General features: G+C 46.8%; 16 protein-coding genes. 2 read left to right on the top strand and 14 right to left on the bottom strand.

Translation table 11 applies throughout. From position 1 onward, the window contains the following. Window positions 1-46: 46 nt before the first annotated feature. Entirely contained in the window at window positions 47-2,077 is a 2,031-nt protein-coding gene (locus tag GSQ66_RS04110; RefSeq protein WP_162426297.1) for a S9 family peptidase, read from the top strand. A 533-nt stretch (window positions 2,078-2,610) separates the two neighbouring features. Here GSQ66_RS04110 and GSQ66_RS04105 read toward each other — a convergent pair. The 13 genes from GSQ66_RS04105 to GSQ66_RS04045 form a co-directional block, all read right to left on the bottom strand. Then, window positions 2,611-3,621 (bottom strand): bifunctional 3-deoxy-7-phosphoheptulonate synthase/chorismate mutase, encoded by a 1,011-nt coding sequence (locus tag GSQ66_RS04105; protein WP_162426296.1) that lies wholly within the window; start codon window positions 3,619-3,621, stop codon window positions 2,611-2,613. Then, the gene (gene trpA / locus GSQ66_RS04100; protein WP_162426295.1) at window positions 3,587-4,399 is read right to left on the bottom strand and encodes a tryptophan synthase subunit alpha; all 813 of its coding nucleotides are present in this window, start codon (window positions 4,397-4,399) and stop codon (window positions 3,587-3,589) included. The genes GSQ66_RS04105 and trpA overlap by 35 nt, the downstream gene beginning before the upstream one ends. After that, window positions 4,389-5,579 (bottom strand): tryptophan synthase subunit beta, encoded by a 1,191-nt coding sequence (gene trpB / locus GSQ66_RS04095; RefSeq protein WP_162426294.1) that lies wholly within the window; start codon window positions 5,577-5,579, stop codon window positions 4,389-4,391. Before trpB ends, trpA begins: the two co-directional genes overlap by 11 nt. 62 nt (window positions 5,580-5,641) lie before the next feature. Next, window positions 5,642-6,268 carry a phosphoribosylanthranilate isomerase gene (locus GSQ66_RS04090; RefSeq protein ID WP_202923401.1) on the bottom strand — a complete coding sequence of 209 codons (627 nt, stop codon included), beginning with the start codon at window positions 6,266-6,268 and terminating at the stop codon, window positions 5,642-5,644. Then, on the bottom strand, window positions 6,265-7,080 hold the full coding sequence (gene trpC, locus GSQ66_RS04085) for an indole-3-glycerol phosphate synthase TrpC (RefSeq protein WP_162426293.1): 816 nt from the start codon (window positions 7,078-7,080) through the stop codon (window positions 6,265-6,267). The genes GSQ66_RS04090 and trpC overlap by 4 nt, the downstream gene beginning before the upstream one ends. 44 nt (window positions 7,081-7,124) lie before the next feature. Then, window positions 7,125-8,135 (bottom strand): anthranilate phosphoribosyltransferase, encoded by a 1,011-nt coding sequence (gene trpD / locus GSQ66_RS04080; protein WP_162426292.1) that lies wholly within the window; start codon window positions 8,133-8,135, stop codon window positions 7,125-7,127. 118 nt (window positions 8,136-8,253) lie between these two features. Then, window positions 8,254-8,817, bottom strand: coding sequence for an anthranilate synthase component II (locus tag GSQ66_RS04075; protein WP_162426291.1), 564 nt, complete (start codon window positions 8,815-8,817; stop codon window positions 8,254-8,256). Window position 8,818: 1 nt separating this feature from the next. Beyond that, window positions 8,819-10,225: an anthranilate synthase component I family protein gene (locus GSQ66_RS04070; protein WP_162426290.1), complete on the bottom strand. Its 1,407-nt coding sequence runs from the start codon at window positions 10,223-10,225 to the stop codon at window positions 8,819-8,821. A 323-nt stretch (window positions 10,226-10,548) separates the two neighbouring features. Further along, window positions 10,549-11,643, bottom strand: coding sequence for a bifunctional histidinol-phosphatase/imidazoleglycerol-phosphate dehydratase HisB (gene hisB, locus GSQ66_RS04065; protein ID WP_162426289.1), 1,095 nt, complete (start codon window positions 11,641-11,643; stop codon window positions 10,549-10,551). Between the two features lie 95 nt (window positions 11,644-11,738). Continuing rightward, window positions 11,739-12,788 (bottom strand): histidinol-phosphate transaminase, encoded by a 1,050-nt coding sequence (hisC, locus tag GSQ66_RS04060; protein ID WP_162426288.1) that lies wholly within the window; start codon window positions 12,786-12,788, stop codon window positions 11,739-11,741. Then, complete coding sequence (gene hisD, locus GSQ66_RS04055) at window positions 12,789-14,069, bottom strand: histidinol dehydrogenase (RefSeq protein WP_162426287.1); 1,281 nt, start codon at window positions 14,067-14,069, stop codon at window positions 12,789-12,791. Further along, window positions 14,069-14,920 carry an ATP phosphoribosyltransferase gene (gene hisG / locus GSQ66_RS04050; protein ID WP_162426286.1) on the bottom strand — a complete coding sequence of 284 codons (852 nt, stop codon included), beginning with the start codon at window positions 14,918-14,920 and terminating at the stop codon, window positions 14,069-14,071. The genes hisD and hisG overlap by 1 nt, the downstream gene beginning before the upstream one ends. 349 nt (window positions 14,921-15,269) lie before the next feature. After that, on the bottom strand, window positions 15,270-19,781 hold the full coding sequence (locus GSQ66_RS04045) for an HYR domain-containing protein (RefSeq protein ID WP_162426285.1): 4,512 nt from the start codon (window positions 19,779-19,781) through the stop codon (window positions 15,270-15,272). 482 nt (window positions 19,782-20,263) lie between these two features. On the opposite strand from GSQ66_RS04045, the gene GSQ66_RS04040 reads away from it, so the two are divergent. Then, window positions 20,264-21,133, top strand: a complete 870-nt coding sequence (locus GSQ66_RS04040) for a DUF2911 domain-containing protein (RefSeq protein ID WP_162426284.1) — start codon at window positions 20,264-20,266, stop codon at window positions 21,131-21,133. Window positions 21,134-21,190: 57 nt separating this feature from the next. On the opposite strand, the gene GSQ66_RS04035 is transcribed toward GSQ66_RS04040, so the two are convergent. Continuing rightward, window positions 21,191-23,623: a TonB-dependent receptor gene (locus GSQ66_RS04035; protein ID WP_162426283.1), complete on the bottom strand. Its 2,433-nt coding sequence runs from the start codon at window positions 23,621-23,623 to the stop codon at window positions 21,191-21,193. Window positions 23,624-23,628 lie beyond the last annotated feature (5 nt).

The following is a 23,628-nucleotide window of genomic DNA, read 5'->3' as shown; positions in this document are numbered from 1 at the left end:
AAGAACTATAATTTCAGAATCCCGGCAATTCGCTTAAATTTGAAGTATGAAAAAGATCTTGATACTGGCTGGTGTGTTTGCTGTAAGTATGGCGCAGGCACAACAGCGCATGACGCCTGAATTGCTCTGGAAACTGGGTCGGGTGTCGGCAGAAACTATAACGCCAGACGGTAAGTCGGTAATATATGGCGTAACCAACATAAACATGGAAGAGAATGGTAGCGAACGCAACCTATACGCTATTCCTGTAACTGGTGGACAGCCTACGCAACTTACTTCTACAAAAGGTGGCGAAAGCGTTGTGCATATCGATAAAGCCGGAACTATAGTTTACCTGCACAAAGGCCAGCTATGGCAGTTAACCGGTGGTAAAGGCGAGCCAAAACAACTGACTAATTTTGAAGGTGGTCTGAGCAATGTGCGTTTCTCTCCGGATGGAAAATATGTACTTTTCTCGCGCGAGGTGGAAGTGAAGAAAATGCACAGCACCGACATCTATCCAAAGCTGAAAAAATCAAACGCCTATGTATACGATGACCTGAACTACCGCCACTGGGATACCTGGGAAGATGGTAAGTTTCAGCACGTTTTCTTTGCGACCTACAACGAGGGCAAGATCGGCAACCCAACCGATATAATGAAGGGCGAGCCTTTTGATGCACCGCAGATGCCATTCGGTGGATCGGAAGATATGATCTGGAGCCCTGACAGCAAAGCCATATTGTATGTAAGCAAGAAGAAATTCGGTAAAGAATACGCTGTAAGCACCAACACCGATATTTACCGCTACGACATCGCATCAGGTAAAACAACAAACTTTACAGACGGCAACCCAGGCTACGATACCAATCCTGCTTTTTCGGGAGATGCCACAAAAATGGCGTGGCTGGCTATGGACGAAGATGGCAACGAAGCTGACCAGAATGAGCTGATGGTACAGGACACCAAATCCGGTAAAAAGTATAACCTGACCAAAGACTGGGACGAAACTATAAACTCGTTTACCTGGAGCAAGGATGGCAGCAAGATCTGGTTTGTAGCCCCTATTAAAGGAACTATACAACTATACGAAATTGCTCTTCCGAAAAACCTGGACAAGTTCTCGGCTAAAAACATCAGGCAGGTAACCAAAGGCCAGTTCGATGTGAACGGTATAGTAGGCCAATCAGGAAATAACCTGGTAGTATCACGTACCGACATGAATCATGCGCCGGAACTATACCGCTTATATACTAAATCCGGCAAGCTAACGCAGCTGACTACAGTAAACAACGAGGTTTACAGCAAACTGGCGCTCAGCAAAGTGGAACCACGTGTTACCAAAGCCAGTGATGGCAAAGACCTGTTCTCGTGGATAGTCTATCCGCCGGATTTCGATCCGAATAAAAAATACCCAACCTTGCTTTACTGCCAGGGTGGTCCGCAATCGGCTTTAACACAGTCTTATTCTTACCGTTGGAACCTGCAACTGATAGCAGCGCAAGGCTATATTGTTGTAGCTCCGAACAGACGTGGTATGCCAGGTCATGGTGACGAGTGGAACCGCCAGATCAGCGGCGACTGGGGCGGACAGCCTATCCGCGATTACCTTGCTGCCATTGACGACGTAGCCAAAGAAGCTTATGTAGATAAAGACAGACTGGGTGCAGTTGGCGCCAGCTATGGCGGTTACTCGGTGTTTATGTTGGCAGGCGTGCACGACGGGCGTTTCAAAACGTTCATCGCCCATGATGGTTTGTTTGATATGCGCAGCTGGTATGGCACGACAGAGGAAATGTTCTTTGCAAACAACGAGCTGAAAGGTCCTTACTGGGATACCAAATCGCCGCAGAGCTACAAAGAATTTAACCCAAGCGAATATGTCAGCAAATGGAATACACCGATCCTGATCGTACAGGGTGGCCAGGATTTCCGCGTTGGTATAGAGCAGGGCCTGCAGGCATTCCAGTTGGCGCAGCTGAAAGGCATTAAGAGCCGCTTGTTATATTTACCGGATGAGAACCACTGGGTACTGCAACCACAGAACGCAATTGTGTGGCAGAGTGAGTTCTTTAAATGGTTAGACGAAACGCTGTAACCAAACAACAACTAAACTATAAAAGCCCGGTGCAAAAAGTACCGGGCTTTTTTGTTGCTATAGTTTGAATGTTTTGTAAAGTGCCCCCTTGGATAGCAGGTTCGTTTCATACAAATATTTTGCCCTCTCTCGCGTCCCGCGAGTGTGAGCTATTTTGTGGCGTCTCGCCACCTTATACTATAACTTTAAGTTTAGGCAACTATAGACTATAGTTTAAAGCGGCCAGAGGCTGCGGGTAACACACACTCGCGGGACGCGAGCGAGGGCTTGGGTTGGATTACAGTAACTAGAACTAGCAAGAGCCTAAGCTACTCGCCCACAAGATCCTTTCAGGATGACAAATTGGGAGAATGAAGTAGCTTTTTCCCAATTTGAAATCATATATAATTTTGCTGGCGCGGGTTTGTAACCCGTGTCTTACTATAATGTTGGATTTGTAATCCGACTGTAACAGAGGCCCAAACTATAGTTCGTCACGAGCTAGGACTATCGCACCAGTATTTATTCTGATCAACGAGCAACGGATAACGAAATCAAAAACTCTCCCGCAAACTATAGGCTTGTCGCATGCGTCTGATCAACCTTTCAGACTCCTTGAAATTAACTGTCTGCTGTCCATCTGAAAAAGCTTCTTCCGGCTTCTGGTGCGTTTCATAGATCACGCCATCAGCCCCGGCCATTACCGCTGCCAACGACATTTCTTCAACATAATCTCTTAAACCTATTCCATGCGACGGGTCAACTATAACTGGTAAATGCGTTTTGGCTTTCAGGACGGGTACAGCATTCAGATCAAGCACATTGCGGTAAGCATTTTCATAAGAACGGATTCCGCGTTCACAAAGCATGATCTTTTCGTTTCCATTCGAGAAGATGTATTCTGCGGCCTGCAGCAATTCTTCTATAGTTCCGGAAATGCCACGTTTCAGCAGTACTGGTTTCTGTGCAGCACCTAATGCATCCAGCAGATTAAAATTCTGGCTGTTGCGTGCCCCTACCTGGAAAACATCCACATAGTCGATCATGTCCTCTATCTGGGACACCTGCATCACTTCGGTAATGATCTTGATCCCGTTCTCGCGGCAGATGCGGTGAAATAACTGCAGACCTTCTAACCCAAGCCCACGAAAAGCATAAGGTGAGCTACGCGGTTTAAACACGCCGCCCCGCATGATCTTCACATTATTCTCCACTAAATGCTGCACCACCAGCTCAATCTGCTTTTCGCTTTCGATGGAACAAGGTCCGGCCATGATACTGAACTGCCCTTCTCCAATTATTACACCGTCACCCAGATCGATGCGTGTTGGCTCTACTTTCCACTTGCGTGAAATCAGCTTATACTCATCAGACACCCGGTGAATGTCGGCTACGCCAGGCAACTGGCCAATCGTACGGATATCGAAATCTTTCTTGCCGATGCCCACGATATATTGGCCTTCCTGAGTCAGTACTTCATTGCCTTTAAAACCGACAGCCTTTATTTGCTGCAGGATATTTTCTTTGAGTTCAGCAGGTATACCTTGCTGCAATTGTATGATCATGCTTCTTGTTTAATGCGCTGGATAAATGACTGGATGTTTTGCTGAAGGCTGCCCCCTGCGTAAGTGCTTTAATGAAGGCACTGCCAATGATGGCTCCGCTTGCATGGTTGCAGGCTTCGGTAAAGGTTTCGCGGTTATGTATGCCGAAGCCAATGATGCCCGGATTTCGAAGCTCCATCTGCCTTACCCGTTGAAAATAATCGGTATTAGCTACCGCGTTACCATTGGTGCCACCTGTTACCGATGCAGATGAAACCATGTATATAAAACCATTGGTGTGGCTGTCGATTTCCCGGATGCGCTGCTCTGTCGTTTGAGGCGTTATCAGGAAAACCATGCTCAGGTTGTGTTGCTCGAAAAGGCATTTATATTCCCGCACATAATCAGCCAGTGGCAGATCAGGAAGAATGATGCCATCTATACCAATCTCGCTGGCTTCTCTGCAAAATCGTTCCACGCCATACTGCATCACCGGGTTCAGGTAGCCCATAAATACCAGCGGAATCTGTGTTTGCTGGCGGATATCCTTTAACTGCTCAAGCAGCAACGGAATAGTCATGCCATTTCGCAAAGCAATTTCACTGCTCTGCTGTATAGTTGGTCCGTCGGCTAAGGGATCAGAAAAAGGCATGCCGATCTCGATCAAATCCACATCATTTTTCTCAAGCTCTAGGATGATCGGAACCGTATCTTCTAAATTCGGATAGCCAGCCGTAAAGTAAACAGATAGCAGCTCCTGTGGCTTTTGTCTGAAAAGGGTTTTGATTCTATTTTCCATGAAGCTCAAATCTGTCTAAGTAAGTTGTTAAATCTTTGTCGCCGCGACCGGAAAGGTTCACGACCACCACTTCATCCGGCTTCGCACCGATTTTGCTGAGGGCTGCTAAAGCGTGCGCGCTTTCCAGAGCCGGAATGATGCCTTCCAACCTTGTTAGTTCCAGCACTGCCTGCAAGGCCTCATCGTCGGTTATGCTTTCAAAAATAGCGCGTCCGGATTGATGCAGGTGCGCATGTAACGGTCCTACTCCCGGGTAATCCAGGCCCGCAGAAATGGAATAGGGTTCGGTCACCTGTCCGTCTTCGGTCTGCATAAGCAAAGTGCGGCTGCCATGTATAATGCCCTCACGACCCAGCACCGACGTAGCGGCCGACTCTCCTGAATCTATACCCAGACCAGCGGCTTCTACTGCCACCAGCTTTACCTCCGGCGTATCCAGGTAATGATAAAAAGCGCCCGCTGCGTTGCTGCCACCGCCTACACAAGCCACCACGTAATCCGGGTTCTCATTCCCAGTTTTCTGTTTCAGCTGCGTCTTTATTTCCTCAGAAATTATAGATTGAAAACGGGCAACCATGTCGGGGTAAGGATGCGGACCAACCACCGAACCGATGATGTAATAGGTATTTTCCGGGTTGTTGATCCAGTCGCGGATGGCTTCGTTGGTGGCGTCTTTCAGGGTTTTGCTGCCACTGGTTGCAGGCACTACCGTAGCACCTAACATTTTCATTCTCGCCACATTAGGCGCCTGTCGCTGAATATCTACTTCACCCATGTACACGATACACTCCAGCCCCATCAGCGCGCACACGGTAGCTGTTGCCACACCATGCTGACCAGCTCCGGTCTCAGCAATAATGCGTTTCTTGCCCAGGCGTTTTGCCATCAGTACCTGGCCCACCGTATTGTTGATCTTATGTGCGCCGGTATGGTTCAGGTCCTCGCGTTTGAGGTAAATGTTGGTGTTATATTTTTCGGAAAGTCGCTTGGCAAAGTAGAGCGGCGTCGGGCGACCCACATAATCTTTCAGTAAAGTTTGCATCTCTTCCTGGAAGTCCGGTTCCTGCATGATTGTCAGGTAATTCTGGCGCAGCTCTTCCACATTCGGGTACAGCATTTCTGGGATGTACGATCCGCCAAATTTGCCATAGAAGCCATTTTCGTCAACTGTATATTTCATATTCTATTGTTATCCGTATCACGTAACACGACGCACGTAACACGACTTTAAACTCATAACTTTTAACTCTTAACTCTCAACTGCTCCAACAGGAGCCTCACTTTCTCAACATCCTTCAGTCCTGGCTCCAACTCGAACCCGCTATTTACATCAATGGCAAAGGGCTTTGGTCTCACTTTAACCAGGTGCTTGATGTTCTCCAGGTTCAGGCCGCCACTCAGAAAATAAGGTTTGGGCGACAAATAGTTTTTCATAAGTTCCCAATCGAACGGAATGCCGTTGCCGCCATGCGCATCGCCTTTGGTATCGAACAGGAAGTAGTCGCAGCTTCTTTCATACAGCAGGGTATTCTCAAATACAAAACGGTCATCTACAGAAAAAACTTTTATTACTTCAAATCCTGCATCTTTAATTTCCTGGCATTGCTTCGGTGATTCTACGCCGTGCAGTTGGATGACATTCAGCCTATAGTTGCGGGCGGTTGAAACTATAGTTTCCGTAGTTTCATTCACAAAAACCCCGACCTTTTTTATAGTTGCGGGCAAATCGGACAGCATTTCCGGAGTTATAGTTTCTGCACAGTTGCGCTTAGATCCTTTGTAAAAAATGAAACCCAGGTAATCCGGATGAAGCGCTGCGATCTGCTTCAGGTTCTCCGGATCGCGCATGCCGCATACTTTTACTTTCATGCTGTTTGCTCTTTAAGCTCCTGCAACTGACGAAGTTCTTTTATAAAAGCAGCAGCGGCGCGCTCAGGGCGGCTATCGCTCATAAAGGTCTCTCCGATCAAAAATCCGTTGTAACCAGCCTGTTGCAGCTCAATCAGTGTTTGTACCTGGCTCAGACCACTTTCTGAAACTTTAGTCAGGCCACTCGGAATGTATTGCGCCAGTTCAAAGGATAAGCCTACATCCGTCTTAAAGGTCTTCAGATTGCGGTTGTTCACGCCAACTATAGTTACAGATTCATGCAACGTTTCATCAAGTTCCTGTTTGTTGTGTACTTCCAGCAGCACTTCCAACCCGAATGAGCGGGCAAAGGCAGCCAGTTCTTTCAGTCGCGCAGGTTCAAGAGCAGCCGCAATCAACAGTATAGCATCGGCACCAATCGATTTTGCTTCCACGATCTGGTATTCGTCCATTACAAAATCCTTGCGTAGGATCGGGCAGAAATTATACTTACGGGCCGTTACAAGGTCTTCGTTTTTGCCGCCAAAGTAATTTGTATCAGTTAGGATAGACAAAGCCGAAGCGCCCGCCTGCATGTAGCCAATGGAAGTGCGCTCAACTGAAACATAAGGATTGATGTCGCCTTTGGAAGGTGATTTACGCTTGATCTCGGCAATGATACCGCTCTTGTCAGGGCGCAGCAAGTAACGCTCCAGCGACAGGCAAGGTGTTTCGAAGTAAAGGCTTTTCTCCAGCAATTTTACCGGGTATAGTGCTTTGCGATCGGCTACTTCTTTGTATTTATGCGCTATGATTTCGTCTAGTATGTTCATGTCTTTTGATTTTAAATTTTGGAGATGAATAGTGTTGAAGATGATCAGGCTACTACTAACTTCTGATCATTTATCAGACTGTTGAATAAGGGATAAGCTTTGCCTGATTCAAGTGTTTCTTTAGCTATAGCAACAGCTTCCATCATGCTTGTTTCTGGTCTTGCGCACTGAATAGCCATGCCGGCATTGGCGGCAACTACAGCTGTTTGCGCAGCTGTACCCTCTCCTTTTAATACATCTATAAATATTTTAGCTGCACTTTCAATCGTACCGCCGCCTTTGATCTGCTCCTGCTGCAACCGTGGCAACCCGAGCAACTGGGCATCTAACAGCACTTCCTTTTTATCGGAGATCACTTTGAACGGGCTTGTCAGGGAAATTTCGTCGTAGCCATCCAGGGTATGAATGATGCTATAGTTTACTTCCGGCTGCTGCTGATACAGGTAACTATACATACGGGCAAGTTCCAGACTATAAACCCCTACCATCTGCTGCTTCGGGAAAGCCGGGTTCACCATTGGGCCCAGCATGTTAAAGAACGTCTTCACCGCGAGGTCTTTTCTGATAGCACCCACACTTTTCATAGCCGGATGGAAAAGCGGCGCATGCAGGAAACAAATGTTATAATTGGCAATAGATCGCTCCAGCGCATCGGTATCCGTAGTAAACCTGATTCCCAGTGCCTCGAGCACATTAGAGGAGCCACACGAAGACGACACGCCATAGTTACCATGCTTGGCAACCGGAATACCATTGGCCGCCACCACAAAAGACGACAGCGTAGAGATGTTAAACGTATCCTTGCCATCGCCACCGGTGCCGCAAAGGTCGATAGGGTTGTAAGCATCCAGGTCTACGCGCTGGCACTGGTCGAGCAGCGCATTCCGGAAGCCCTCCAGTTCATCTACCGTAATGCTTCGCATCATGTACACCGTCAGGAAACTGGAGATCTGGCTTTGGTTGTACCTGCCTCCTGTAATATTAAGCAGCACCTCCCGCGCCTGCTCTTTGGTAAGCGTTTTATGTTCGAATAAGTGATTCAGTATTTCTTTCATTGTTGTTTTTTTACCTCCCCCTAACCCCTCCTAAAAACAGAAGGGGAAATTTTAGAACCTATTTAGTTAACAGTTCAATAAACTTTCTAACTTCCAAACTCTCTAACTTTCTAACTGTCTAACTGTCAAGCCAGTTTTTAATTATCTCCCTTCCATGCTCTGTCAGCACTGATTCGGGGTGGAACTGCACGCCTCGTACATCAAACTCTTTATGGCGCAGCGCCATGATGTTACTTGTTTCATCAATTGCTGTTGGCACCAGGAAATCGGGTAATTCCTGTTGCACCAGCCACGAGTGGTAACGGCCGGTATTGAATTGCTTGGGCAGATTTGAAAAGAGTTTTTCATCCTCGCAAACTATAGTTACCGACGTAGCCACACCATGCCATACTTCGTTGCTGTTAAACAGCTTACCACCATACACTTCACCTATTGCCTGATGTCCCAGGCACACACCAAATAAACTCTTGGTTGGGCCAAAAGTGCGAATGATCTCTTTCAGCATACCAGCTTCGTCCGGTATACCGGGGCCAGGAGAAAGCATGATCTTGCTATAGTTATCAACTTCTTCCAGCGTGGTTTTGTCATTGCGACGAACAGTTACTTCAGCGCCCAGTTCCTGTAACAGGTGCACCAGGTTGTATGTGAAAGAGTCGTAATTATCAATTACCAGTACGTCCATATTAGTTGATCTCCTGTGCTAAGGTTAAGGCTTTTCGTAAGGCCATCAGTTTATTGTCTACTTCCTGCAGTTCGCTTTGCGGGTCTGAAGCAGCCACAATACCGGCTCCTGCCTGGTAGTATAGTTTATAGTCTTTGCTCAGGAAGGAACGGATCATGATGGCGCTGTTGAAGTTGCCGTTGAAATCCAGAAAGCCGATGAAGCCACCGTAAAAAGCGCGGTTCGTGGTTTCGTATTTATCAATCAGCTGCATGGCTTTGTGCTTTGGAGCGCCCGAAAGCGTACCGGCCGGAAAGGTACTGGCCACCATTTGCAGCGAATCTTTCTGGCTGTGCAGTTGCCCTGACACTTTAGAAACCAGGTGAATGACATGCGAGTAATACTGAATCTCCCGGAAGGTTTCTACTGCTACACTATGGCCGTTGCGGCTCAGGTCGTTGCGGGCCAGGTCCACCAGCATCACATGCTCGGCATTCTCTTTCGGGTCGGCTAACAGTTTTTCAGCTAGAGCAGCATCGGCGGCATCATCGCCTGTTCTCCGGAAGGTACCTGCAATCGGGAAAATGCTGGCTTTGCCGTCTTTAATAACCAGTTGTGCTTCCGGTGACGAACCAAAGATCTTAAAGCTGCCATAGTCAAAGTAAAACAGGTACGGCGATGGATTGATGGAGCGCAGCGCTCGGTACACGTTAAATTCATCTCCCTGGAAAGCCTGCTCAAACCGGCGGGACAACACCAGCTGAAACACATCACCACGGAAGCAATGCTCCTTTGCCTTCTGAATATTTTTGAGAAATCCTTCGCTACTGATGTTATAGGCTTCTGCTGCAGTGGTTTTGAAACTATAGCTCGGAATGTTTCGGCTGTTCAGCAGGGCCTCAAGTTGCGCAATGCCATTGTCATCATCCTGGTTATAGTTGTGCGAGAAAATGTAAGCCTCGTTGGTGAAGTGGTTGATGGCGATAATGTAGCGATAAACAGCATAGTACAGGTCCGGTAGTTGCTGGCGGTCCGGTCGCTGGGTAAGTTCAATGTCTTCGTAGTAGCGTACCGCATCATAGTTCATGTACCCGAACAGCCCGTTGTTAATGAAGTTGAACGCATTCGACACCACTTCAAAGCTTTGCGCAAAGGCTGCCAGCTGCGCCGGGACATTCGTTTCTTTTGTGATCGGAGTATGTTTTATAGTTCCATCCGGAAAGGCCTCTGTCAGTACCTCATTCTCCGCTTTTATGCTTGCCATAGGGCTGCAGCAGATGTAGGAAAAGCTGTTTTCAGCGCCGTGGTAGTCAGAGCTTTCCAGCAAAATACTATTCGGGAATCGGTCGCGCAGCTTCAGGTACACACTTACCGGGGTCAGCGTATCAGCCAGAAGGCGCTTATAGTTGGTGGTGATTTTATAGTTCATGGTCGGTTTAGAATCTAATAGAAAACAAAAAAGCCTGCTGTCCAGTGAACAGCAGGCTTTTAGTACCTTTGGTTGTATGCTATAGTATCTTACTTCTTCCTATACATAGCAGGGCTGTTCACGATATTTTTCATAACGTGCCACCACCATGCTGTAAGATGAAGATTCTGAATCATGTCTTGTTTATAGTTCGCTTTTATAACTTGCGATGTCACAAATGTAAGCCCTGATATTTCAAAAGCAAACTATACTTAAATTTTATTTTAGACTATAGTTTGAAGGATACATCAATATTTAAACACAACGCACTTATAATCAACCACCTATAAAACACCTTTTGTAGTAGGAAGAGAATTGTTATTCGGGTCGCGCTGCACGGCCATGCGGATGGCGCGGGCGAAACCTTTAAAGATCGCCTCGATCTTGTGGTGTTCGTTCTGTCCTTCAGCTTTGATGTTTAAGTTACACTTGGCCGCATCGGAGAAAGACTTGAAGAAGTGGAAGAACATTTCGGTTGGCATATCCCCTACTTTTTCGCGTTTAAATTCCGCATACCACACAATCCAGGGCCTTCCACCAAAATCTATCGCTACCTGCGCCAGCACATCATCCATCGGCAGTAAAAACCCATAACGACTGATGCCTTTTTTATCGCCTAGCGCAGCAAGAAAAGCTTCGCCAAGGGCAAGACCTGTATCTTCTATCGTATGGTGTTCGTCAATATGCAGATCGCCTTTCACAGCTATAGTTAGATCCACGTTGCCATGGCGGGCCAGTTGTTCCAGCATGTGGTCAAAAAAGCCAAGCCCGGTCAAAATGTCTGATTTCCCGGTTCCATCCAGGTTCAGGTCGATCAGAATATTGGTTTCGGAAGTCTGCCGGTGTATAGTTGCCTTACGTGCCGGTTGCTTCAGGAAACGATAGATTTCGTCCCAGTCGTTGGTGTTCAGGTCAGCTTCCTCGCTCTGAAAATCGGCCAGCAATATGGCTTTTGCGCTCAGGTTCTTTGCCAGCTGCACATCCGTTAAGCGGTCGCCAATCACGTAACTATTTGCCAGGTCATACTCACCAGACAGGTAGTTTTTCATCATGCCGATGCCGGGCTTTCGGGTTTCAAGGTCTTCGTGCTCAAAGCTGCGGTCGATCAAAATGTCTTCAAACTCCACACCCTCGCTGCGCAAAATATCCAGCATCTTGTTCTGGTAAGGCCAGAAAGTATGTTCGCGATAAGAGTCGGTGCCAAGGCCATCCTGGTTGGTAACCATCACAAACTCATAATCCAGCTCAGTATAAATCTTATACAGGTTTCGGATCACTTTCGGGATAAACTCAAATTTCTCAAAGGAATCTACCTGGAAATCCGTTTTCGGCTCGACTAATATGGTGCCGTCGCGGTCTATAAATAATGCTTTTTTCATTTCTTTTTAATAGACATTGTGTCAAAGGACTATGTGACAAAAGAGATAAATTGAGTGGTTTTTAGTATTTTGTCTTTTATCAAACAGTCTTTTGTCTAAATTTTAAACGCTGCAATCGCCTGGTATAGTTGCTGGTTTTCTTCGGTGGTACCAATGGAAATGCGCAGGCAATTCTCACAACCCGGCACATTGGAGCGGTTTCGGGTTACAATTCCTTTATCCAGCAGGTAACTATAAAGTTTGTTGGCATCCTTCACCTTAACCAGTAAAAAGTTGGCATCCGATGGATAGACTTTCTCAACTATAGCCAGAGTTGGTAAAGCCGCTTCCAGCATCTGCCGCTCCTGCACAATTTCCTCCACCATGTACTTCAGCTGTTCATCTAGCTCCAGAGCTTTTAGCGCCAATTCCTGCGTAGCCTCGTTTATGTTGTAGGGCGGCTTTATTTTGTCGAGCAAGGCGATGATCTCTTCTGAGGCAAATGCCATCCCGAGGCGCAGACCGGCCATTCCCCAGGCTTTAGAGAAAGTCTGCATCACCACCAGGTTCGGATAATCAGCTAAACGCGTGGTCCAGCTTGGCTCTTCTGAGAAATCAATATAAGCTTCATCCACCACTACCAAACCGTCAAAATTATCCAGAATAGCCTCTATGCTTTCCGGATTGATGCTGTTGCCTGTCGGGTTGTTAGGTGAGCAGATGAAGATGATCTTAGTTGTATTCTTCACGTTTCTCAACACTTCCACAACCGGCAGTTGGAAGTCTGGAGTTAGCTGCACGGCATCCAACTGTACATCGTTCAGGTTAGCAGATACCTCATACATGCCATAGGTCGGCGGCAAATGTAGCATGCGGTCCTGCCCCGGACGGCAAACCATACGGAACAACAGGTCAATTGCTTCGTCGGAGCCGTTGCCCAAAAATATCTGCGAAGGCTGCACACCTTTTATAGTTGCGATCTTACTTTTCAGGGCTTTCTGGTGCGGGTCAGGGTAGCGGTTATAGTTGTCGCCGGCCAGGCTGCCCAGGTTATTTTCGTTGGCATCCAGGTACACGCTGGCAGTGCCTTTAAATTCGTCGCGCGCCGATGCATAGGCTTTCATGTTCCATACATTCGGGCGAACTATAGTTTCCAGATCAAACATTTATAGTTTCTTTAATCTTATAGTTACTGCATTTTTGTGTGCCTGCAAGCCTTCGGCCTCGGCCATCACTTCTATGGTTTTGCCAATCTGCTGCAAGCCTGCCGGACTGATCTGTTGGAACGTGATCTTCTTCACAAAACTATCCAGCGACACGCCGCTATAGGCGCGGGCATAGCCATTGGTTGGCAAGGTATGGTTGGTACCGGAAGCATAATCGCCTGCGGCTTCGGGTGTGTAGTTGCCCAGGAAAACAGAGCCCGCATTTACTACACCAGCTGCTATAGTTTCCAAGTTCTCGATAGCGAGTATAAGGTGCTCTGGTGCATACAGGTTCGAGAAGTCCAGCATTTGCTGCGCATCTTCTAAAACGATAGCCAGGCTGTTTTCCAGCGCCTGTGCTGCTACTGCTTCGCGTGGCAGTTCCTGCAGTTGCCTCTCTATTTCAGCTATTACCTGGTCAACTATAGTTTCGGATGTGCTCAGTAATACTACCTGAGAATCCGGACCGTGTTCAGCCTGCGAAAGCAAGTCAGCCGCTACAAAAGCTGGGTCAGCGGTTTCATCAGCCATTATCAAAACTTCCGACGGACCCGCCGGCATGTCAATGGCTACGCCCAGTTGCGTTACAAGCTGCTTGGCCATGGTTACGTACTGGTTTCCGGGCCCGAATATTTTACTTACTGCCGGAACACTTTCGGTCCCAAAAGCCATAGCTGCCACCGCCTGAGCTCCGCCTGCTTTGACTATAGTTCGGATGCCCAGCAAAGAGGCCGTGTACCGGATTGCAGGGTGAATGCTGCCGTCTTTGGATGGCGGCGTACAGAGAATGATTTGCCTGCAGCCAGCCAGTTTTGCCGGGATTCCCAGCATCAGCAGGGTAGAAAACAGGGGCGCAGTACCACCCGGAATGTATAAGCCGACCTTCTCGATTGCCACACTTTTGCGCCAGCAGCGCACACCGGGCATGGTCTCTACAACCGGCATCTGCTCGGCCTGCTGCAAATGGAAAAGCTGTATGTTACTGTATGCCTGCAAAATGGCTTCTTTCAACTCCGCACTTATCTCGCTTTCAGCAGTTGCCAGTTCTTCCGGAGTTGCCAATAGTTGCGAAGGTCGGTTGCCATCATATTTCTCAGCCAGTTGATACAAGGCCTCATCGCCCTGCGCCTGCACCAGCTGAAATATCTGGCGTATAGTTGGCTCCAGTTCCTGCAGGTCCTTTACAGGGCGCTTTACCAGTTCCGGCCAGACTATAGTTTCAGGAAATAAGATCTTTTTCATCAGATGATCATTTTTTCGATTGGAACAACCAGGATACCCTGCGCGCCGGCAGCTTTCAGCTTTTCGATAATCTCCCAGAAATCGTCTTCATTTACCACAGAGTGTAGCGAGCTCCAGCCCTCTTCTAACAAAGGCAGTACAGTCGGCGATTTTACGCCCGGAAGTAACTTTGATATCTCTGCTACCTTATCGTTAGGAGCATTCAGCAGAATGTACTTGGCGCGCTGGGCACGCTGTACAGCATTAATCCGGAACAACAGCTTCTCGAGTATCTCCCGTTTTTCTTCGCTTAGCGCTTTGTTGGCTATCAGTACCGCCTGCGACTTAAACACGCGTTCTACTTCCTTCAGGCCATTGCTGATGAGTGTACTGCCCGAGCTCACTATATCACAGATGGCATCAGCCAGTCCTATGCTTGGCGCAATCTCCACCGAGCCGCTTATGGTATGAATGTTAGCCTGCACCCCACGCTCTGAAAGGTAAGACTGCAGCAAATTCGGGTATGATGTAGCGATGTTCTTGCCATTCAGGTCTTCAATTGAACTATAGTTATCGGCTTTAGGAACGGCCAGAGACAGGCGGCATTTAGAGAAACCAAGCTCTTCTACGGACAGGTGCTGCATGCCTTCTTCAACCAGAACGTTCTGGCCAACTATACCAATATCAGCCACGCCGTCGGCTACATAACCGGGTATGTCATCGTCGCGAAGAAAGAGTATCTCCAGCGGAAAATTAGTTGATTCTGTTTTGAGTTTCAGGCTGCTATTAATGAAGGAAATTCCGCACTCACGAATAAGATTAAGGGAATCATCACTGAGTCTGCCTGACTTTTGTATGGCTATACGTAGCATAAGTTTAAATTGGAAAGTATAAAATAGCGCGTTTATACCTTGCATCCGGCAACGTATAAATGGGTATACACCCAAGGGGGCTATATGTCTATTGGATTCCTCTTACGAGGAATGATGGAAATGATGTACGTGCGCTGCAGTACCGCAGGCAACAGAAAGTGCCGGTGCAGAAAGGATGCTATGAAACGTAGTGTTGCGCATTGTGTACTGCAAAAGTAAGCAGGATTTAGATGTAAACTATAGTTTGTGTAAAAAGTTTTAGAAATCTTTCCTGCCAATAGTTATAAGCAACAGGTGCCGGCCCCTATCCGGAACCGGCACCTGATACTTTAAAAATCCTATAATAACTCTATTTGGTCAGCAACATTTTAACCGACTTCATTCCGGATGGTGTGAGCAGGCGGGCAATGTAAATGCCTTTCGACAGGTTTTTGCCATCAAACTCATACTCATACAGCTTGCCGGCTTTGGCTACGCCCATGTCTACTTTGCGTATCAGCGAACCGCGCATATCATACACTTCCAGCGAGTAACTTTCTTCTTTATCAAGGCTGAAAGCGATCGTTGTTCTGTCTGTGAATGTGTTCGGATAGTTGTAAAGCTGGCTTGTTTCTGATGTTGCAGTAGTGGTAGTGCTTAGCTTGCTAGTTTTGGTTGCTACCGGAGCATTAGACTTCACTTCGTGGATCACAATAGAGCCACCGCTGATCGTTGTGGATGGCACGGCATTGTCGCCCTGCTCACTCAAACTCACGTTGTTATCATAAACTATAGCGCCATCTCTCCTATCCCAGATCTTAATTCTGAACCTGTCGGCTTCCTGACTTCCTTTTAAGTTGCCATCTTCTACCGACACCATAAAGGCGTAATTCTCATTCCCGTTAATACTGCCAACACCTTTGTAGATGGCTTTGTAACCGGCTACTACCAGCGACATGGCATCATGTGCAGAGCTTTTGAAATTCAGATCGCCCGCCTTAAACTGGAACTCTGTATTGCCATCAACCTGGTTTGAGCCTTTTTTGTATTTAGCAACGAAGCCAAAGTTTGCTTTACCTACAAGTGTCGGATTTGCAACATAAGCACCCGGAGGTGAATCGATCCAGCCACCACCAGTTACGAAGCCACCATTCGGATCAAAGATTACAACATAATCAAATCTTGTTGTAGTTGATGCACCACAATGATCGGTAACGGTCAATCCTACAGAATAAACACCAGCTTCAGTGTAAGTGTGTGTGGCGCTTATAGGTGAACCACTGATAGTTTGTGTCGACTTGGTGCCATCACCCCATTCCCAAACTGCCGTTTTTATGTTCTCATCCGTAAATGTAGCGTTTAAAGTTACTGATGAATTCAGCTGTACAGGCGAAACCGGTCCGGTAATTACCAGATTAGAAGGCGTATCATTCGTTACGGTTACTGTAAAGCTCTCGGTATCTGAATTGCCGGCGCTGTCTTTGGTAGTATAGGTCACGGTAGTTGTACCAACCGGGAAAGTAGCTCCCGAAGCAAGACCGCCAGTCATTGTCGGCGTAACAGTTGAGCAATTATCAGATGCTGATACGCTATAGTTGACAACGGCTCCGCATTTATCCGGCTGCGTAGATACTATAATGTTGGCAGGAACGGTAAGCACCGGCGCTTCATCGTCTGTTACGGTTACTGTCATTACATCGTTTGTAGAATTGCCGGCATTATCCGTAGCAGTATACGTGATGGTAGTAACTCCCTGATTGAAGGTGTACTCTCCTACCTGGCCCTGCCCGTTTGTTGTTGTTGCTCCCGTCATTGCCCATTTAACTTCTTTCACTGAGCAGTTGTCAGTTACATTGGCATCTGGTATAGTTATAGTTGCAGTGCAACGTCCATCGTCTGTACCAACTGCCTGGTTTGCAGCCGCCGCTACAACCGGAGCTGTCTCATCTACCACAGTTACTACCTGTTTAGTTGTAGCTGTCAGGCCGGCTGCATCCGTTACGGTCCAGATCACTTCTGTATCGCCTAGCGGGTAGCTGGCCGGGGCATTGTTGGTAACACTTTCCACCTTACAGTTGTCAGCCGTAGTTGGGGTTCCGAGAGCGACATCGGTTGCCTGGCACTGCGCATTGGCGGCAATTTTTACATTGGATGGCGCTGTAATGGTTGGTGCCTGCGTATCTGTAACAGTTACAGTTTGAGTCACAGCCGTGGCCGCATTACCATTTACGTCTGTAGCGTTCCAGGTGATGGTGGTGGTACCAACCGGGTACTGAGCATCCAATGCAAGGTTATCACTTCTTGTGCCGTTTGCTGGGCGCGCTCCGCAGTTATCTGTTACTTCCGGAACAGTGATGGAGATTGTTGCTCCGCACTGGCCTGCATCTGCATCAGCCGCTACTGGCTCTGTAGCAGCGATTACCGGTGCAGTCACATCCTTCACTATTACCTTCTGGGTGGCTGTTGTACTGTTGCCATTGCCATCGCTGAAAGTCCATGTTATCGTAAATGTGCCCTGCTCATTGTAGGTAGTCGGATCAGTAGTCGTTCCAGTCACCGTACCGGCGCAGTTGTCAGTAGTGGTCGGAGCTGTAACTGTTACCGAACATTCGCCGGTGGCATCTGCTATAGTTGGCGTAACCGGTGCAGTCACGTCTTTTACAATAACGTTTTGCGTTGCAGTAGAAACGTTTCCATTTCCGTCATCAAAAGACCAGGTAATACTATATTCTCCCTGTTTTGTGTATGTGAGTGGATCGCTGGTAGTACCGGTGACAGTGCCTTTGCAATTGTCTTCAGCAGTTGGAGCAGTAGTAATTGTTACCGAACACTCGCCTGTAGCAGCAGCTATAGTTGGGGCAACAGGGGCTGTTCTATCTTCAACTGTTACAGTTTGAGTCGCGGTGGCTTTCAGTCCGGCGGCGTCTGTTGCGGTCCAGGTAACGGTGGTTGTACCAAGCGGGTAGCTTTCCGGTGCATCGTTGGTTACTGTAACTCCGGCGCAGTTATCACTGGCATCTGCAGTTCCTAGCACAACTCCTGCGGCATTACAGGAAGCATTTGCAGCTACTACTACATCGGCTGGTGCAGCTATAGTTGGATTTGTAACATCCTTAGCTGTCAGAATTACTTGTGCTACATCTTCGTTACCGGCAGCATCTCTTGCAGTAACAGTTACAGTTATAGTCTGATTATGAGTGGCAGTTTCCACTGTTCCGGCAGCCGGAGATTGTGTGATGGTTATGCCCTGGCAGTTGTCGGTAGCTGTTCCCCTTACATCCGGAATAATAACCGAACAATTTTCTCCCAGATTCACATTCTGGTTGGTGCCAGCTGTCAGTACCGGAGCTGTTTCATCCTTCACGATAACCTGCTGGGTTGCTGTAGTGCTGTTGCCATTGCCATCGCTGAAATTCCAGGTTATAGTATAAGTGCCCTGCGTACTATAAGAAAGCGGATCTGAAGTTGTACCTGTTACAGTGCCGGCACAGTTATCGGTAGTTGTCGGAGCAGTTACAGTTACGGAGCATTCGCCGGTGGCAGCAGCTATAGTTGGTTTTGCAGGAGCTGTCACATCTTCTATAGTTACAGCTAAAGATTCTGAAGCAGTTGATGAGCATCCGTTTGCTGTCACGATAACGGTATAAGAACCACTCTCACTTGCTGTAAATGATTGATTAGTTGCTCCAGATAATAAAACTCCGTTTCGGTACCATTGATTTCCGGTAGTGGCGGAAGAGGTTAATGTAACTGTACTTCCGGGACAAGCCGATGTTCCTGATTGAGCAGCTATAGTTGGTTTTGCTGGGGTAGTTTTAGGATTTGCTGTGCCAGAGCCTGCAGCGCTAGTACAACCATTTACCGTAGTAGTCACGGTGTATGTTCCAGCCTCAGTAACAGTAATGGAAGAAGCACTTTCGCCCGTGCTCCAAAGCAACGTGCCTGCAGCGTCTGTGGAGAGGGTTGATGTGCCGTTACAATTGTCTACTACCGTTACCACCGGAGCTGATGGAGCAGTTTTAGGTGCTGCTGTTCCTGAACCAGGCGCACTTTTACAACCACCAGTTACGGTTGTTGTTACTGTATAAGTTCCGGCAGTAGATACTGTAATAGATGAAGTAGTTTCGCCAGTGCTCCAATGCAGTGTACCAGAAGCGGTTGTAGATAAGGTAGATGTACCATTACAATGGTTAACTACCGTAACTACAGGTGTAGGTGGTGTTGAACAGGTCGGTGCATATGCAGCAGTTAAAGTGACAACAGTGTTACCACTATTTGGGCTAGTATAGCTGATAGCAGGAGCTGAATAAGTTACACCATTAATTTCTATATCATTAAATGATGCTGTAATAGTTTGATTATTATTTACAGCAATATTTGGAGAAGGAGAGAAACCTGGGTAATTGAATTTTTTAGTACCACTACTTCCACCAGTTATAGTATAAGTTGCGACAACTTCTGGTGTTCCACTCAAGCCTGTAGCTGTAAATCTGACATTGGCGTCGTAGAATATTGTAGTTGCCTTGGCACCTGTTTGCTTACCTTCTACTACAACTGTAAACATTACGCCTAAATGCCTATCCTCTATCGGATATTGAATTGTCCAGGATCCGTCAGGATTAACCTTTGTATCATGATAACCATGATGATGATCATGGTCTGGAGTTTCTTCAAAATGAACATCTACTAAACTATCCTGTGTCCAGCCATAACCAGTGATAATGGCTACCTCCCCAGGAACATAATCATCCTTATCAGATGATACAGTTGGTTGATAGTTGTTAAAGGCATTTACGCCGAAAAAAGTTAGTGTGCTAATCAGCGTGATAAGATACAGAACACGCCATTTAGAAGATTGCTTGAGTAAATTTTTTACATACATGGTGTAAAGGGGTTAAATAATTTAAAAATGACAATCAGCTAACTCGCTACATTAACCTGCAGCGCTACAAAAGGACGTTTCTTACCTGTTAAAGCCCGTTAAATATGCTTCTGAAGGTAAAAGATTACATTCCGGATCAATTAAAGAACCAAACCAAAACGCATATATGAAATAGCTATGATTAATTATTTATATTTAAGGATTATACAAATTAAATAAGAAAAAGTTGTATTAAGTTCATGCTTGATTATAAATACTGTAGAATAGCCTATTGTTACCGCCAATAGCATAAATTGAAGGGTAAACTGTTTTAAAACTATAGTTTTGTAATTAGAGCAAAGCACCGGAATGTTTAAGTAGTTGAGATGGTTTAGGTGAATGTTTCATACCTTTGCATTTAATACCGCTTATTTAATATTTGGCAAGGTTTTTACGGGTATATAAAACCCGTACATATCTGTAACAAAAGTTGTTTTTAGCCCATGAAAAAGTACCTGCTAAGCCTACTGTTTCTGATTTTTATAGTTGCTGTTGCTCCTGTATCCAGAGCACAGGTTAAATTGCCGCAGCCAAGCCCTCAATCTTTTATAAAACAGACGATAGGTCTGACAGATATTTCGGTGCGATACCACGCGCCAGGTGTTAAAGGACGTAAGGTGTTTGGCGGGTTGGTGCCTTATGGCAAACTATGGCGTGCCGGTGCCAACGAAGCTACACTCATCACCTTTACCGATGAGCTTTTCCTTAATCATGAGCGCGTTCCTGCCGGTACCTATTCCTTTTTTATACTGCCGGAAAGCGACAGTGTCTGGAATATTGTATTGAACCGCGATACTACTTTATGGGGCCTGGAAGGATATGATGAACTACAGGATGTAGCCTACTTGCGCGTTACGCCCAAGCCGGTACAGTTCCACGAAACAATGCAGTTCAGCTTTTCAGATATCGGCACCAACACTGGTTTTATGCACCTTACCTGGGAAAACTCCCGGATATCGCTCCGTATAGAAACTGAAATTGAGAAGAAAGCGCTGGCTAATATTGAAGAAGCCTTAAAGAAAGCTGCACCGGATGATTGGTATATCTGGGCACAATGCGCTGATTATATGGTTGCCCGGAGAGAATTACACCAGAGAGCCCTGGAGCTGGTAAACAAATCGATAGCTATAAAAGAGACTTTCTTTAACAACTGGGTAAAAGCCAAACTATACGCTTTAAACAAAGAATACGAAATGGCAGCCAACCTTTCGGCTAAAGCTATACAGCTGGGTAAAGCAGAACCTGAATCTTACCAGACCTATGCCCGCGATATCGAGAACGCCTATAGTTCCTGGAAAAAACGGAAGATGTAATTTTAAACTATAGTTAGAGAGCCTCAGAAATGCAGGCTCTTTTTTATAGTTACTTTCTTAAAACTTAGCTACAAACCTGAGATTAAGCCTACGACCGGTCAGGTAATTAGGCACAGCATAGGTAATGCCATTCATGTCGTTTACATAAGTATAAGACACCCGGTTGTTGGCATCTATTATGTTCAGCACTTCCAACCCGATCCAAAGGCTTTCCAGCGAAAACCTGTTCTGATCTGTAAGATCATTTTCCAGGATCAGCACTTTAGAAAAACCGATGTCGACACGTTTGTATGATTTGCCGGCAAAGGCAGCCCGGAACTCGGGCTGGCGAGGCGGGCCAAACGGCAAACCACTACCATATACCAGGTTCAGGTACATTCTTATAGTTGGGTTATCGGGCAAATGGTCCTGGAAAAATACGCCAATGTTCACTAACTGATCGGAGGGCCGGCGAATATAGCCCTGCTCCTGTCTGCCCGTTACCGTTCCTTCAGGTCCATAAACATTCACAGAATCTCCTTCCACATTTTCCCTGTTGGTCATCAGACCCAGGCTCAGCCACGACTCCGCTCCTTTTATAAATTCCCCGTTTACGCGCACATCAAAGCCGGCAGCATAAGCTTTTGCATTGTTTTTGGCATAGTAACGGATGCGTACATTATCAATATCGTAAGGCACTACATTGGTCAGGTGTTTATAGTAGATCTCGGAGGTCAGTTTAAAGTCGCGGTCCCAGGCTTTGAACAAATAATCGCTGCCAACTATAGCATGGATGGATCGCTGGGCTTTAAGGTCCGGATTTAACACGCCATCAAAATCGCGAAGCTCCCGGTAAAAAGGTGGTTGATAATACACACCAAGGGCTGCTTTAAAGGAAAGGTCAGGATTACGACGCGTGATAAAAGAATACTGCACCCTCGGCGATAGCAGCCATTCGTTGGTATAGTTCCAGTAGCTCGCCAGTAGCCCGTAAGTCAGCGTTTTTAACGAATCAAGGTCAATGGTGTGTTGCAGGTAAGCATTGTAGCGTTGCGAATTTAAATCCAGGTCAGAGCGTAAGGCATAAGTCTGGGTCACGTAGTCTGAGGAATCGGCAAAACCGTATTCGTCCAGTTCATCTTCTATTTTCTCCAAACCAGCTTTTATCCCGAATTGTAGTGTATTGCGCTGGTTCAGCTGCCAGGTATTCCTTAATTCGGCGGTTAGCACGCGGGCAAGTAGCGCATTTCGGGCATGGTTAAACTCACTGCCTACACCAAGTACCATCTGGCATTCCTCAAAGTTGCCGCTGTTATCCATTTCACAAATGCGGTAGCCGGCCTCAATATCCCGGAACTCCCGTTCCCTCGACTCCACACCCGAAAGTATAAGCGCTGAACTATAGTTTGCAGAAAACTGGTGCGCCAGGTTTACACCCGCCTGGTAGGTGTTATAGTCCATCTTTTCGCGGCCATCGAAGCCTACAAAAAGCCTGAGCGGCACCTGCCGCGTACCAAACGTTGTTACCCTGGATTCAGGAATAACCAGGTAATTGTTTGTCGCATAACTGGTAAGTATACCCAGCGTAGTTTTGCCAGTGGGCTCTGCACCTTGACTCAAGTCTATAGTTACATACGCCTGCGCATCAGAGAATTTAGGTTGATAATCGCCATCTGTCTGAAGTCCCTGCAACATGTATTGCGCATTTTTATGACGCACGCCGAGCAGGTAAGACACTTTTTTATTCCTAGAAGCATTTTCCAGATGCACGGAGCCACCTGTTAAGCCGCCGGTTATAGTTGCAGCAAAAGCAGTGGGCTTTTTATATTCAATGTTCAGCACCGACGACAATTTATCGCCATACTTTGGTTGCCAGCCACCAGACGAGAATTCAATATTGCCAACAAGATCGGGGTTTACGAAGCTGAGTCCTTCCTGCTGCGCATTACTGATCAGGAACGGCCGGTAGATCTCAATGCCATTTACATACACCAGGTTCTCATCGTAGTTGCCACCGCGTACCGAGTATGTGCTCGAGAGCTCGTTGTTGCTGCTGACACCGGGTAAGGTAACCAGAATCTTGTTGAAATCGCCATAGGCAGAAGGCAGGTTTTTGGTGAGGCGCGGGTCAAGTTTGGTAGTGCTGACCTGCTCCCGTGTGTCTCCATCCTGCTTGCCCCGCACTTCAACGGTATTAAGTTGTTTGGGATCTGGCTCAACTATAAGTTTTAAAGTTATAGTTTCACCATTAGCAACCTTTGTCTTATATATCAGTTCTTTATAACCGAGGTAACGCACTACTAATTCCAGAGGTTTCTCAGCAGGAACTGTTAAGCTAAACGCACCTGTTGTATTGGTTTGAGTACCAATAGTTGTGCCTTTTATACCTATAGTTGCCAGCTCAAGTGGCTTGTTTTCCGGAGTGTGTACGGTGCCTTTTATAGTTCCCTGTTGTGCTAAAACACCCAGCGGTAAAAGCAATAAACACCACACCGAAAGGTATTTCAGCATCAGGG

It is taken from the genome of Pontibacter pudoricolor (genome assembly GCF_010092985.1).
Lineage (GTDB): Bacteria > Bacteroidota > Bacteroidia > Cytophagales > Hymenobacteraceae > Pontibacter > Pontibacter pudoricolor.
Note: the sequence above shows the minus strand (reverse complement) of the source record. Positions and strands in the feature narration are given on the sequence as shown.